The organism is Lentzea sp. NPDC005914 (assembly GCF_040629405.1).
Taxonomy (GTDB): Bacteria; Actinomycetota; Actinomycetes; order Mycobacteriales; family Pseudonocardiaceae; genus Lentzea.
Genome location: NZ_JBEXVQ010000011.1, coordinates 110918 through 126143 on the forward strand (window position 1 = coordinate 110918; position 15226 = coordinate 126143).

The window sequence follows — 15226 nt, forward strand, 5'->3', positions numbered from 1 at the left end:
CCGATAGGCGGTTGACGGAACCGCCGATGAACGCACGCGACCTCTGCGAGGGGAACAGTGGGATTCTTCCGAAAGCACCGGACCACGCTCGCGTCCGGAACGGTGCTCGTTCTCGCGGCAGCCTCGCTCGTCGTCTACGCGTTCTCGTCGAACGGCAATCCGGTGCGTCAGGTGGACCTCAACGACGGCGGCGTGTGGGTCACGAGTGACCGCGACGGATTGTTCGGAAGGCTCAACAAACCCGTCGGCTCGCTGGACGCCGCGTTCAACCCGCCGGGTGGAGCGCAGCGCAACTACCAGCTCGACATCGTTCAGGACAGCGGCGCGGTGGTCGCGCGGGACCGCGCCGGGGGCAAGCTCTACCCGGTCGACGTCGCCCGTTCGGTGACGCTGGGTGACCACGGGCTGGCGCTGCCCAGTGGTGGTCAGGTCGCGCTCGCGGGCGGCACGCTCGCCGTGCTCGACCCCGCCGCGGGCAAGGTGTGGGCGAGCCGTGTCGACGTCACCGTCGGCGTGAGCGCGCTGGACCAGGTGAGCCAGGAGTCCGCGCCGCTCGCCACGCTCGACGGGGCCGACGGCGCCGCACTGGCCGTGGGGCTGGACGGCACGGTGCACGCCGCGTCCGCCAACGGCCGCACGGTGAAGGTGACGCCGGACGGGGCGGGGTTCGCCGAGCCCGCGTACGGCAAGCTCGCGGCCACCCCGAAGGCACCGAGGATCACCGCGGTCGGTCCGCAGGCCGTGGTGCTCGACGCCGAGTCCGGCACCCTCTTCCTCCCCGGCGGCCGCACGGCGCAGGCCGGCCGCGAGTCCGTGCTGCAGCAGACCGGCCCGGACGCACCCGCGGTCGTCGTGGCCACCAAGACTCAGCTCAAGACGTTCGACCTCGACGGCAACGGCGCGGCGACCCTGCACGAGGGAGTCGACGGAGCCCCGGCCGAACCCGTGCGGCTCGGCGACTGCGTGCACGGCGCGTGGGCCGGCGCCTCGGGCGGCTACTTCCGCTCGTGCGGCGGCCAGAGGGCATCCGCCGGCAACCTCAAGGACGCGAAAGCCCTGGTCCAACCCGTGTTCCGGATGAACCGCAAGGCGATCGTGCTCAACGACGTGGCGACCGGCGCGGTCTGGGACCTCGGGACCCAGCACAAGGTCGACGACTGGCAGTCGGTGCGGCCCCCGCCCGAGCAGAAGCCCAGCGACAAGGACAAGACCGACAAGACCACCGAGTCCGCGAAGGACAAGCCGCCGAAAGCCGCCGACGACACGCTCGGCGCGCGTCCGGGCCGCACGACGGTGCTGCACGTGCTCGACAACGACTCCGATCCCGCCGGGAACATCCTGTCCGTCACGGCGGTGAGCGACCTCGACCGCAAGGAGGCCGTGCTCGCGATCGCCCCCGACGGCCAGACCGTCGAGGTGACGCTGCCGGAGCAGGCCCAGGACGTGCACTTCAAGTACACGGTCGACGACGGCAAGGGCCTCAACGCCTCCGCCGCGGTCTCCGTGCAGGTGCGCGCCGGGACGCAGAACGAGGCACCGGCCGTGCGCAAGGGTGCCGAGCCGCACGAGTGGTCGGTCGCGTCGGGTGGCCGGGTGACGCTGCCGGTGCTCGCGGACTGGCGCGACTTCGACGGCGATCCGGTCGTGCTCACCGAGGCAGGCGCCAAGGCGGGTGTCGCGACCACGACGAACACCGGGTTCGTCGAGTACGCGGCGCCGGTCGAGGCCGGTCAGCAGGCGATCGGCTACAAGGTCACCGACGCCATCGCGGACCCCGTGGCGGGTGCGGAACGCGTCCGGGTCCTCGACCGGGCCGCACCGACGGCGTTGCCGCCCGTCGCCCGCCCGGACGTGGCGCGCGGCCAGGTCGGCACGCCGGTGCTGGTCCGTCCGCTGGAGAACGACCTGCCCGGAGCCGACCCCGTCGACCCCTCGGCCGAGCTGCGCCTCGCCGCCGACGTGGCACCGCTCGCGGGCGCGACCGTCGCCACCGACACCAAGACCGGACTGGTGACGCTGACCGCGACCAAGCCGGGCACCTACCCGCTGGACTACACCGCCGCGTTCGGCAACGCGCCGTTCGCCAAGGGCACCATCCGCGTGGACGTCACCGCCGCCCCCGCCTCGCCGCTGCCGCCGGTCGCGATGCCCGACAACGCCGTGGTGCGCGGCCAGGAACCGGTCGTGGCCGACGTGCTGGCGAACGACTTCAGTCCCGCCGGCTCGGTGCTCGGCGTGCAGCACGCGGAGAGCACCAGCGGGCAGCTCGAGGTCGCCGTCGTCAAGGGCAGGTGGCTGCGGATCAACGCGACCGCGCCCGTCCTCGACCGCAACCCGCAGGTCGTGCGCTACTCCGTGACGGACGGCGTCACCGGCCCGATCACCGGCGAGGTCACCGTCACCCAGCTCCCGCCGCCGGCGGACGACACTCCGGTGCCCAAGGACGACCGCGCGTCGGCCCGCGCCGGTGACTCGGCGACAATTCCGGTGCTGGACAACGACATCTCACCGGCCGGCGCGCCGCTCACCCTGCAGTCGAACGTGCAGGGCGCGCCGGGCAACGGCAAACTCGCCGTCGCCGCCACGGACGGTCGCAAGGACCCCGGCACCGCCTACGTCTCCGGTGACGTCGTCCGCTACGTCGCCCCCGACCGCCTCGACACCCCGTTCGTCGCGGAGATCTCCTACGTGGCGCAGAACCCGGACGGCGACCAGGCGGTGGGCCACGCGCACGTCACGGTGAACCCGGCGCCGACCCCGGCCACCCCGAACCAGCCGCCCGCTCCCGAGCCGGTCGAGGTGCGGGTCGTCGCGGGCGACCGGGTGACGATCACCGTCCCGTCGAGCGGTGCGGACCCGGACGGCGACTCGGTCGCGGTCACCGGCATCGCCTCCGCGCCCGCACTGGGCCGCGTCGTCGGCATGGCCAGCACCTCCCTGACCTACGAGGCGTTTCCGACGTCCAACGGCACGGACACCTTCGGGTTCGTGGTCACCGACGCGTACGGCCGCGCGGGCGAGTCGCTGATCCGAGTCGCCGTGGTGCCGCCGGGAGACCCGCAGCCACCGGTCGCCGTGGACGACGTCGTGACCGCCGCACCCGGTGCGCGACTCGCGGTGAACGTGCTGGCCAACGACGTGCGGGCGCCCGGCGACACGGTCACCGTCGAGCCGCTGGCCGCGCGCAACCCGTCGTTGCCAGGCGACGTGAAAGCGGCCGACGGCCGGATCGAGCTGACCGCGCCCGACCTGACCGGCAAGCCGCTGGTGATCACGTACGGCATCACGAACGGGCTGGGCCAGCCCTCGATCGCGACGCTGACCGTGCGCAGCCGCGAGGACTACGCGATCCCGCCGGTCGCGGGCGAGCTGTTCCCCGTGGTGAAGAAGGACGACAGCACGATCGAGGTGGACCTCGGCCCCGCCGTGGCCGACCCGGACGGTCCCGCGGACCGGCTGGAGATCACCAAGGTCTTCCACGACCAGGCCGAGGTGTCCGGGCGCAAGGCGACCGTGCCGGTCGGCGACCACCCGCGCACCATCGCCTACGAGGTCAGGGACGAATCCGGCGCGACCGCCGCCGGCCTGATCCACGTGCCGTCCAAGGGCACCGGAGCGCCCAGGGCGAAGCCGGACCAGCTGATCTCCGTCCCGGCAGACGGCTCGATCTCCGTGCAGGTCAAGGACTACGTCGAGGTGCCTTCGGGCAAGCAGCCGAAGCTCACGACCGTCGACAGGGTGACCGCCGCGCCCGCGATCGGTCTGGAGGTCCGCAACGAGGGCGACACCGGGCTGGTCCTGACCGCGCGTGGGGGTTACACGGGACCCGCCGCCGTGACGTTCCAGGTCACCGACGGCAACTCCTTGACCGACCCCGAGGGCAAGTTCGCCCTGATCACGGTGCCGGTGCAGGTCGGTCCGGACACGCCGGTGCTGCGCTGTCCCACGTCGGCGCTCACGGTCGTCGAGGGCGGGCTGCCGGTGAAGGTCGACGTCACCGCCGTGTGCCACGTGTGGGTCGCGGACCGGTCGAAGCTCGGGGACGTCCGCTACTCGGCGACCTGGGCGGAACAACCGGACGGCGTCTCGCTCGAAGGCTCCGGCGAACGCACGCTGACCGTCACGGCGGCGGGTGGGGCGAAGCCGGGCTCGACCGGCACGATCGAGGTCAGCGCCGGGGACGGAGCCAAGGGCAAGATCGCGGTCAAGGTCGCGGCCGCTCCGCCGCCCACGGTCGCCCCGGTGACGCTGGACGGGGTGAAGGCCGGTGACACCGCCACCGTCGACCTCGTCTCGTACGTGCGCTCGCAGCTGCGCGACCCGAAGATCTCCGTGGTCGCGGTGAACCAGACCGGCGGTGCCGCGGCGAGCGCGAGCAACGACGGTTCGACGGTGCGCATCACCCCGAACGGCGACGCGCACGGCGCCATCGACTTCAACGTCGTCGTCACGGATGTGGCCGACACCGGCCGTGACGACCGCAAGGTCACGGGCCGCATCAGGCTGAACGTGCTCGGCGTGCCCGACGCTCCCGGAACTCCGGTGCCCGGCCGCACGGTGCTGAGCAAGGTCGTCGAGCTGTCGTGGAGCACTCCGTCCGGCAACGGAGCGCCGATCGACTCCTACGAGGTCGACTACGGCCGTGGCAAGCAGGTGTGTGCCGCCTCGCCGTGCACGATCAACGGCCTGTCCAACGGCACGGAGTACACGTTCACTGTGCGCGCGCACAACCTCGTCGGCTGGGGCAAACCCAGCGGCGGATCCGCGCCCGCACAGCCGAACACGGTGCCCGGCGCGGTGTCCGGACTCAGCACTTCCACTCCGCGTGACGGCTCGTTGCAGCTGAGCTGGGTCGCGGCGCCGAACGACGGCACACCCGTGCTGCGGCACGAGATCACCTGGTCCGGCGGCGGTCGCACGACGGCGCCCGGCGGGGCGACGGGCGTGACCGCGACAGGGCTCGACAACGACGCGAAGACCGTGTTCACCGTGATCGCGGTCAATTCGCAAGGCCCTGGCCCGGCGGTCACGGTCGAAGGGCAGTCCGCGGGTGCACCGCAGGCCCCGGCGGCGCCTTCGTTCACCGCGGCGAACGCCGCGAACGGGCAGACCCGTGCCGTCACGGTGTCGTGGGGCGCGGTCGGTGCGAACGGTCCCGGCCCGACGACCTACACGCTCACCCGGACCGGCGGCGGCACCAAGACCGTGTGCACCAAGGTCACCGCCACCACTTGCCTCGACGACGGCCTGCAGAACGACGGCACGATCTACAGCTACACCGTCGTCGCCGCCAACGCCGCCGCCGAGTCCGAGCCCACCGGCCACACCTCTCCCGCCAGCGCACCCGCGCAGATGGAGGCCACCGCGACCCCGGACCCGATCACCGGGTTCACCGCAGCGTCCACCGGGTCGGACGGGCAGGCGACGCTGCGGTTCGACGCTCCTGCCTCGCACGGCAAGTCCAACACGGTGAGCTGCACGTGGTCCGGCGGCTCCTGCGGCACGTGGACCTATCCGACCGGCGGGCAGGCCGGTGCGACGCAGACGATCAACGGACTGCCGAACGGGCAGCCGGTGACGATCAACCTGCAGGCGTGCAACGGCAGCGGCGGCGGTGCGTACGCGGGCAACCCGTGCAACAGCGCGGCTAGTGCGGGCGTGACGACGTACGGCCCGATGCGCGACCTCGCGTTGAACACCTCCAACAGCAACACGGTCGTCAACTTCTCCGTGTCGGTGAACCCCAACGGCAAGCCGGCGACCGTGCAGGTGACGACGAGCCACGGCTTCAACCAGACGTTCACCACGGGCGTCGGCGGGTGGAGCTGGTCGGGCAGCCAGGACGTCGGCTACTCGCAGAACGTGACGGTCACCGTGACGGTGTCCGACGCGGGCAGGCCGACTCTGAGCCAGTCCCGCCAGCAGGCCACCCCGCCACCTCCGCCACCACCCACCGTAACCGTCTCGAAGGGCAGCCCCTGCGGGTCGGGCGGCTGCAGCGGTACCGGTGTCTGCACCTCTAACGCGTGTGCCTACATCGTCGTGCAGACGGCGAATTTCACCGGAAACGTGACGTGCACCTTCAACAGCGACCACGGCCCGGTCGGATTCGTCAACGAGAACTTCGGCCCCAACGAACGCCGGCAGACGAGAAATTACTACGGATATCCCGGCGAACAGGTCTACGTCACCTGTGGTGGTGTCCAGGGTTCATTCCGCTGGTGACGCGAGAACAGTGAAGGAAAGAAGATGACCATCAATCCTGACCACGCCCGGCAGTTCGCGCAGACCTTCGAACAGATGGTGCTGAACATCTCGCGCGCCATTTCCGGCAAGGAGCACGTGATTCGTCTCGTGCTCACCTGCCTGCTCTCCGACGGCCACCTCCTGCTGGAGGACTACCCCGGCACCGGAAAGACGTCACTGGCGAGGGCGCTCGCGAACACCGTGCAGGGCAAGAGCACTCGCATCCAGTTCACGCCGGACCTGCTGCCGTCCGACGTCACCGGAGTGCAGATCTACGACCAGCAGCGCGGCGCGTTCCGGTTCCACCCCGGACCGATCTTCGGCTCGATCGTGCTCGCGGACGAGATCAACCGCGCGTCGCCGAAGACGCAGTCCGCGTTGCTGGAGGTGATGGAGGAGGGGCGGATCACCGTCGACGGCGAGACGCACCAGGTCGGGTCGCCGTTCATGGTGATCGCGACGCAGAACCCGATCGAGCAGGCCGGCACCTACCGGTTGCCCGAGGCGCAGCTGGACCGGTTCCTGATGAAGACCAGCATCGGCTACCCGGACCACAACGCGACCGTGGCGCTGCTGGCGGACGCGGCGACGCGGGACAGGTCGGCGAACGTGCCGGCCGCGATCGCCGCGAACGCGGTGTCGCAACTGACCGCGCTGGCCGACCTGGTGCACGTCGACCCGGCGGTGCTCGCGTACGTCAGCCGGATCGCCGAGGCGTCGCGGTCGCATCCCGCTGTGCGGCTGGGGGTTTCGGTGCGCGGGTGCCTGGCTTACGTCCGGTGCGCGAAGACCTGGGCGCTCGCGCAGGGCCGCGTTCACGTGGTGCCCGACGACATCCAGGAACTGAATCATCCCGTGCTGGGCCACCGGATCCTGCTGCACCCGGAGGCGCAGTTCGACGGCGCGACGGTGGAGAAGGTGATCGACTCGCTGTTCGTGGACATCGAGCCGCCCGTCCGGCGAGGTGTCTGACGTGGGGCGACTGCTGGAGACCGTCTCGCCGTCCGGGCGGCTGCTCGCCGTGGCGGCGGTGGCGGCATGGATCCTCGGCGCCGTGCTCGGCTGGGACGAGCTCGTGCTGCTCGGCGCCACCGGTGCGTTGCTGCTCGCGCTGGCATGCGGGCTGACGCTGGGCCGCGGTGCGGTTCGAGTCGGTGTCACCGTTGCCAAACGCCGCCTGCAGCCGGAGGAATCCACGCGGTGCGAGGTCGAGCACCACGGCCGAAGGTCGTTGTTCGCGCCCGAGGTGGAGCTCCCGATCGGCAAAGATCGGGTCGAGGTGTTCGACCGCGGCCGTGAGATCGAGATCGCCAGCCTGAAGCGCGGGGTGATCGCGGTCGGTCCCGCGACAACGGTCCGGGGCGATCCGCTCGGGCTGGTGCGGCGCACGGTCGGGATGACCGACGTCGTCGAGTTGTTCGTGCACCCGGTGACCGTGCCGCTGGCACCGCTGGGCACCGGGCTGCTGCGCGACCTGGAAGGCTGCACCACCAACGACGTCTCGATGAGCGACCTCGCCTTCCACGCGCTGCGCGAGTACGCGCCGGGTGACGACCGCCGCCACATCCACTGGCGCTCCACGGCGAAGCTGGCCTCGTCCACTCAGGACGGACGGTTCCTGGTGCGGCAGTACCTCGACACGCGGCGAGCGCACATCGTCGTGATAGTTGACGGCGCGGATCAGTCCTATTCGGATCCTGAGGTGTTCGAGACGGCGCTGTCGGTGGGCGCTTCCGTGGTGAAGCGCGCGGCGGCCGACGAGATCGACACCACCGTGGTCGCGGCGGGGCACATCTCCGGTCGCGACGGCGGACAGCACGTGCTGGACGTGTTCGCCCGCGCGGAGCTGGGCGGACCGGTGCTCGCCGAGGCCGCCACCCGCGCGGTGGCCACGGCCCCGGACGCCACCCTGGTCGTGATCGTCACCAGCGCGAAGCACGGCTACGCGGACCTGCGGGTGGCGGCGTCCGCGTTCTCGCAGGAGGTGCGCAAGGTCGTGCTGCGCGTGGATCCCGCCGGGCGCACCGCGCGGGCGGCGAGCACCGCGTTCACCGTGCTCACGTTGCGGCAGCTGAACGATCTGCCGGTGTTGCTGGCGGGAGGGACCCTGCAGTGACCAGACTCGTGCCCGGTCGCGACGACCTCGTCGACGCCGCTTTCCTGAGCGCGTTGTTCGTGGTGGCGTTGCTGGGTTTCCGCACCACCTACACCGGCTGGGGTTTCCTGCTCGCCGGTGGCGCCGGGCTCGCGCTCGGCGTTCTCGCCGGGCACGTGGCGTCGGCGCTGCGCCGCCCGATGATCGCCGTCGCCGCGATGACGGTCGCGGTGTTCTTCCTCCTCGGTGGCGTGGTGGCGATGCGCGGGAGCGGGGCGGTGCCGACCCCGGACACGCTCGCCGGCCTGGCGGACCTCGGTGTCCACGGCTGGAAGCAGTTGCTCACGACGTTGCCACCGGTCGACGGCGCGGGTCCGCTGCTGGTGATCCCGTACATCCTCGGTCTGCTGTGCGGATCGGGTGGTTTCACGCTGGCCCGCCGGGTGTCGCTGAGCGCGGCCCCGATCGGCGCGCCGCTCGCCGTGCTCGTCGCGGTCATCCTGCTCGGCACGGGAGAAGCGGCCGGCGTGCTGGGGGCGGTGTTCGCCGCCGTGGGTGCCGGCTGGCTCGCGGTGCGGGCGGCACGTCACCGCACCGGCAGGCGTGTCAGCGGAGTGCGCGCGGTGACCGCGATCGTCCTGGTGGGCGCTGCGGCCGGGCTCGCGCTGCTGGTCTCGCCGGTGCTGCCCGGCACCGGCAGCGCGGACCGCCTGGTGCTGCGCAACTACGTCGAGCCGCCGTTCGAGATCGGCGCCTACGCGAGTCCGCTGGTCGGATACCGCAAGCACACCAAGGACGCCAACCAGTTGTGGGACCAGACGCTCTTCACCGTGGAGGGCCTGCCACCGGGGGAACGCGTCCGGATCGCCGCGCTCGACGGTTACGACGGCCGAGTGTGGGGCGCGACCAACGATCCGTCCGGTACGGCGAACCCGGTGCAGCGGAACAACTTTCAACGAGTAGGCGTGCGCATCCCCGTCGCCGGTGCCGGTGCGGAGGCGGATGTGACGATCAGGATCGAGGCGGCCTACGCGACGGCCGACGAGCTGAGCGCGTGGCTGCCGACCGCAGGGCACGCGCGGGAGATCGCGTTCAGCGGTGAGCGGAAGGCCGGCCACACCGAGAGCCTGCGCTACAACCTCGCGACGGCGTCCGGCATCGTCGCCGACCGGCTGCGCGAGGGCGACACCTACGCCTTGCGCACCGTCCTCGCGGCGCAGGGGATCCCGGACGACGCCCAGCCGTTCGGACGGCCGCCGGTGCGCGCCGGTGACCTGGCGTTCGTGCGGAGCAAGGTCGCGAAGTGGACGGGTGGCGCGGGGACGATCGCCGAACGGCTCAAGGCGGCCGCCGCGTACCTGCGCGACAACGGCGCCTACACCGACGGCGGCCCAGGCGAGACGGAATACCTGCCGGGACACAGCGCGGCCAGGCTGACGGCGTTCTTCAACGCCAAGCGCCCGGCGGGCAACGACGAGCAGTACGCCGCCGCGTACGCCTTGGTGGCCAACGAGATCGGCATGCCCGCACGGGTCGTGCTGGGTGCGGTGCCGGGCTCCGGCGGTGTGGTGCGCGGCGAGAACGTGCAGGCGTGGGTGGAGATCCACCTCGCGGACGGCGCGTGGGCCGTCGTCCCGAACACCGAGTACATGCCTGACCGGTCGAAGAAGCCGGATCATCAGCCGCCGCAGGAGATCGAGAACACCGACGCCGCGGTGGTGCCGCCGCCGAACACCGTGAAGATGCCCAGTTCGCTCGTCGACGCGAGCCGTGCGGACGCGTCCGGCGTGGGTGCCGGCCCGGTCGACCCGCCGTTCCTGCCGTCGTGGCTGAAGGACCTCCTGGCCGGCGTCGGCTCGGTGCTGCTCCCGATCACCGCATTGGTCGGCCTTCTCGTCGGCATGAAGACCGTGCGGCGCCACCGGAGGCGGACGCGCGGGAGCACCACGACGAGGTTCGCCACCGGGTGGCGCGAGGTCGTCGACCACGCCCGTGACCTGGGGGCGAAGGTGCCGCGCGGCCTGACCCGGCGCCAGGAGGCGACCCTGCTGGCCCGGTTCGACCTGCGCGGTCTCGCCGTGCACGCGGACGACCACGTGTTCGGCCCCGGCACGCCGGACCAGGCCGCGGTGGACGCGTTCTGGGTGGCCGTGCGGCAGACCAGGAGCCGGATGCGGGCGACGGTGCCGCGGTGGCGGCGCTGGCTCGCGGCGGTGGACGTGCGGACGTTCCTGCTCGCGCGGGCGAGGTGAGCGGTGAAGATCAAGTTCACCCTGGCGCGGTCCGGCGGCACGTCCGTCGACCTGATGGCGACCGTGGACGCGGCGACCACGGTGGGAGACCTGGCCGCGCACCTCGTGCGCGCCGATCCGGTGAGCGGGCAGCCGGTGCCCGGACGCGTCACGCTGTCGATCGCGGGCAGGGACCAGCGCTCGCTCGACCCGCACCTGCACGTCGGCGGCAGCGGGCTGCGGTCCGGTGCCGTCGTCTCGATCGCCCGCGGCGGCGAGGACTACGCCGATCCGCGCACCGGTGACGCGGCCGTGGTCGAGGTGGTCGAGGGACCGGACGCGGGCAGGAAGTTCCCGCTGCACAGGGGAACCAGCGTGATCGGCCGCGAACCCGGCTGCGAGGTGCGGCTGACCGATCCGCTGGTGTCCCGCCAGCACGCCAGGCTCACCATCGCCGACATCGCCCAGATCACCGATCTGGGTTCGGCGAACGGCGTCCAGCTCGGCGGGGCGGCGGTGTCCCGGTCGGTGCTGCGGCCCGGAGACCGCGTGCGGGTCGGGGACACCGAGCTGCAGGTGCGCGTCCTGCACGCGACGCCGGCGGCCGATGACGCCGCCGTCGCGTTCGTCCGCTCGCCCCGGCTGGATCGGCGCTACGAGGGTGTCGAGCAGTTCGCGCCGGAGCCGCCGCGCCGTCCCCAGCGGGAGCGGTTCCCGATCGTGCCGCTGATCGCGCCCGTGCTGATGGGCGCGGTGCTGTACCTCATCACGAAATCCGTGATGTCACTGGCTTTCGTGGCGCTGAGTCCGCTGATGATCGTCGGCTACGGGGTCGAGTCGATGCTCGCCGGGCGGTCCGCGTTCAAGAAGGCGACGGCCGCGTTTCGCGCGGAGCTGGTGGAGCTGGCCGAAGAAGCGGGGGAGGCGAACCGGGCCGAGGTGTCGGCGCGGTGCGCAGAACACCCGTCGCTCGCCGACTGCACGGCGGCGGCCAGGGAAGGCGGTCAGCTGCTGTGGACGCGCAGACCTGACGGCCACGGCTTCATCGAGATCCGCCTCGGCACCGGACGCCTGCCCGCGCGCAACTTCATCACCCTGCCGGATCCTCGCGGTCTTCCGCGCGAGCTGTGGACCGAGCTGGTCACCAGGACCGAGTCCTTCTCGTTCGTCGACGGCGTGCCCGTGGTGGCACGGCCGGCTGAACACGGTGGTGTCGGCGTCGCGGGATCACGGCCGGCCGCGCTGGCGGCGGCCCGGGCCCTGGTCGCGCAACTGGCCGTGCTGCACTCGCCCGCCGAGCTCGTGCTCACCGGGTTCGCCTCCGCCCAGACCTCGGTGGACTGGGACTGGGTGAAGTGGTTGCCGCACACCACCTCCCCGCACAGCCCGTTCGGGACGCGCCACCTCGCCGCGGACACGACGTCCGCGGCGGCACTGCTGTCGGAGCTCGAGGCGCTCGTCGAAAGCCGGGCGGACGGCGAGGCTCCCGGACCGTCGGTCTTCGTGATCGTCGAGGACGACGCGCCCGGTGAACGCAGCAGGCTGGTGGAGCTCGCGGAGATCGGCTGGCGGCACGGCGTGCACGTGTTGTGGCTCGCGGTGGACGTCACGCTGCTGCCCGCGGCCTGCCGCACGTACCTCAGCGTCGAGCACGCCACCGGCTCCGGTCACGTGGGCTACGTGCACGACGGTGCCCGCATCGAGAACGTGGCGGTGGAACTGCTCGACGACGCGTCCGCGACCGATCTGGCGCGGCGCCTGGCGCCGTTGGTCGACACCGGCGCGAAGGTCGACGACGCGAGCGACCTGCCCAGGTCGATCTCGTTGCTCAACGTCGCGGAACCCGCGTTGACACCGGCCGCGGAAGTGGTGCTGGAACGCTGGCAGGAGAACAGGTCCATCGTGCAGGGACCGTGCGCCCCGCAGAAGCCGAGCCGTGAGGCCGGGACGCTGCGGGCCGTCGTCGGCATGTCCGCGACCGGCGCGCACGCACTCGACCTGCGCGCGGACGGACCGCACGCGTTGGTCGGCGGCACAACGGGTTCCGGCAAGAGTGAACTGCTGCAGTCGTGGATTCTCGCTCTTGCCGTGGCGCACAGCCCGCAACGGGTGACGTTCCTGCTGGTCGACTACAAGGGAGGGTCGGCGTTCCAGGAGTTCGAGGGACTGCCGCACGTCGTCGGCCAGGTCACCGACCTCACCCCGCACCTCGTGCACCGCGCGCTCACGTCGCTGTCGGCAGAGCTGAAGAACCGGGAGAGGCTGTTCGCACGGTACCGGGTCAAGGATCTGGCCGAGCTCGAACGCCGGGACGCCGCCGCGGCACCGCCGAGCCTGGTGATCGTGGTCGACGAGTTCGCCGCGCTGGTGAAGGAGCTGCCGGAGTTCGTCGACGGCGTGGTGAACGTCGCGCAGCGCGGCCGTTCGCTCGGCGTGCACCTGATCCTCGCCACCCAGCGCCCCGCCGGCGTGATCAAGGACAACCTGCGCGCGAACACCAACCTGCGCCTGGCGTTGCGCACCGCGGACGAGGCGGACAGCGTGGACGTGCTCGGCTCACCGCAGGCCGCCTTCTTCGACCCCGCGCTGCCCGGCCGGGCGGTGTCGAAGACCGGCCCCGGCAGGCTCGTGCCGTTCCAGGCGGGCTACGCGGGCGGGTGGACCTCGGACGTGGCCGCACCGCCTGAGGTGTTCGTGGAGGAGCTGTCGTTCGGGCGCAGCGCCGTCTGGCAGGTGCGCGCGGCGGCGCCGTCAGTGACAGACCTCGGTCCCACGGACATCACACGGATGGTGCGTGCCGTGCAAGCCGCATTCACCCACGCCCGGATGCGGCCTCCGCACCAGCCTTGGAAGCCGCCGCTCGCAGCCGTCTACGACCTGATGACCATGCCGTCGCGGTCGGACAGCGAGATCGTTTTCGGGGTCCGCGACGATCCGGAGAACCAGCAGCAGACCCTGGTCGCGTTCCGTCCGGACGTCGACGGCAACCTCGCCGTGTTCGGCACCGGCGGCACCGGGAAGTCGACCCTGCTGCGGGTCATCGCGGCCGCGGTGGGGGACATCCGCACCCCGTTGTGCCACGTCTACGGACTGGACTTCAGCGGTCACGGTCTCGCGATGCTGGAGGAGCTCCCGCACGTGGGCAGCGTGATCGCGGGCAGCGACCACGAGCGCGTCGCCAGGCTCCTGGGATGGCTCCGGGGCATCGTGAACGAACGCGCGGCCCGGTACGCGAAAGCCGACGCGGGCACGATCACCGACTACCGCGCGAAGGAAGGCGCGACACCCGACCCGCGCATCCTCGTGCTGCTGGACGGCGTCGGTGCGTTCCGGAAGGCCTACGAGGCAACCGATCACAGCCGGTGGTTCGACGTGCTGGTCGCCATCGCGAGCGAGGGCAGACAGGTCGGCGTGCACCTCGTCCTGTCCGCGGACCGTCCGCCCGCCGTGCCGTCCGTGCTGGGAGCCGCCGTCCAGACCCGAGTGGCGCTGAGGCTCGCGGACGACAGCGAGTACCCGCTCATCGGCGAACCGCTGGGAGTGCTGGGTTCGGCCTCGCCGCCGGGCCGCGCGTTGCTGCGCGGCAGCGAGATCCAGGTCGCGAACCTCGGCAAGCACGGTGACGTCGCCGCCCAGGCCCTGCGGATCAGGGCGATGGCCCAGGCGATGCGGGACCGCGGCGTGCCCGCGGCCCCGGCGATCGAACGCCTCGCCGAGGCGATTCCGCTGTTATCACTGCCCGCCAGCGTCGACGGCCGCCCGGTGCTCGGCCTCGCGTCGGAAACCTTTGCCCCGCACACGTTCGAGCCCGTCGGCGGCTTTCTCATCAGTGGCCCGCCGAAGTCCGGCCGGACCACGGCGGTGCACGCCGTCGTCGCGGCGGTGCGCCGGTGGAACCCGGACATGACCGTCCACCTGCTGAGCAACTCCACGCGCTCGGTCCTGGCCGGCCTCGGCTGCTGGACCACGACCTCGTGCGGCCCGGACGTGGACGAGGCCGCACGCGCGCTGCTGAAGGAGCTCGACGGCCCGCCTGTGGTCGTCGTGCTGGAGAACATCCTCGAACTGGCCGCCCACGCCGCCATGACGCCGTCCACACCGCTGGTGGAACTGGTGCAGCGCTGCGTACGCGACGGCCACTTCCTCGTCTTCGACGGCGAGACGTTCGCCGTTCAGCCCCATCACGGCCTGCTCGGGGCCGCGAAGGCGAGCCGCGCCGGCCTGGCGCTGGCGCCGGAGTCCGCGGACGACGCGTTCAGGACCAGGTTCCCCGCGAAGCTCAACCGCGCCGACTTCCCACCCGGCAGAGCACTGCACGTGGTGGGAGGAACCACCTCGGTGGTCCAAATAGGACTGCCCGATCCAGGAGGAGCAAGCACATGACCGGTTTCATCGGTATGGACCCGGAGGCCGTCCGGACACTGGCCCGTCAGCTCGAGCTCAAGGCCGGCGAGATCGACACCATCGCCAGCACGCTGTCGTCCCAGATCGACGGCACGACGTGGCTCGGCCGGGACGCGGACGGGTTCCGCTCGGACTGGTCGGGGACCTACCGCACCCAGCTCGCCGCGGTCTCCACCGCGTTGCGGGAGGCCTCGACGCGTGCGGCGAACAACGCCGTTCAGCAGGAGGAGGCCTCACGCGCCTGACCGTC

General features: G+C 71.8%; 6 protein-coding genes. All 6 read left to right on the top strand.

The features are described from left to right. Positions 1-57: 57 nt before the first annotated feature. Genes ABZ345_RS18120 through ABZ345_RS18145 form a run of 6 tightly spaced genes read left to right on the top strand, consistent with a single transcriptional unit; the run spans position 58 to position 15221 of the window. The gene (locus tag ABZ345_RS18120; protein ID WP_359849424.1) at positions 58-6225 is read left to right on the top strand and encodes an Ig-like domain-containing protein; all 6168 of its coding nucleotides are present in this window, start codon (positions 58-60) and stop codon (positions 6223-6225) included. Positions 6226-6249: 24 nt separating this feature from the next. After that, a complete protein-coding gene (locus tag ABZ345_RS18125) occupies positions 6250-7218 on the top strand; it encodes a MoxR family ATPase (protein WP_359849427.1) in 969 nt (322 codons plus the stop codon). A 1-nt stretch (position 7219) separates the two neighbouring features. Beyond that, entirely contained in the window at positions 7220-8362 is a 1143-nt protein-coding gene (locus tag ABZ345_RS18130) for a DUF58 domain-containing protein (protein ID WP_359849430.1), read from the top strand. Further along, positions 8359-10593, top strand: coding sequence for a transglutaminase domain-containing protein (locus ABZ345_RS18135; protein ID WP_359849433.1), 2235 nt, complete (start codon positions 8359-8361; stop codon positions 10591-10593). Before ABZ345_RS18130 ends, ABZ345_RS18135 begins: the two co-directional genes overlap by 4 nt. A 3-nt stretch (positions 10594-10596) precedes the next feature. After that, a complete protein-coding gene (locus tag ABZ345_RS18140; protein WP_359849436.1) occupies positions 10597-14955 on the top strand; it encodes an FtsK/SpoIIIE domain-containing protein in 4359 nt (1452 codons plus the stop codon). Further along, the gene (locus ABZ345_RS18145) at positions 14952-15221 is read left to right on the top strand and encodes a hypothetical protein (protein WP_359849439.1); all 270 of its coding nucleotides are present in this window, start codon (positions 14952-14954) and stop codon (positions 15219-15221) included. Before ABZ345_RS18140 ends, ABZ345_RS18145 begins: the two co-directional genes overlap by 4 nt. The last annotated feature ends 5 nt before the right edge of the window (positions 15222-15226 follow it).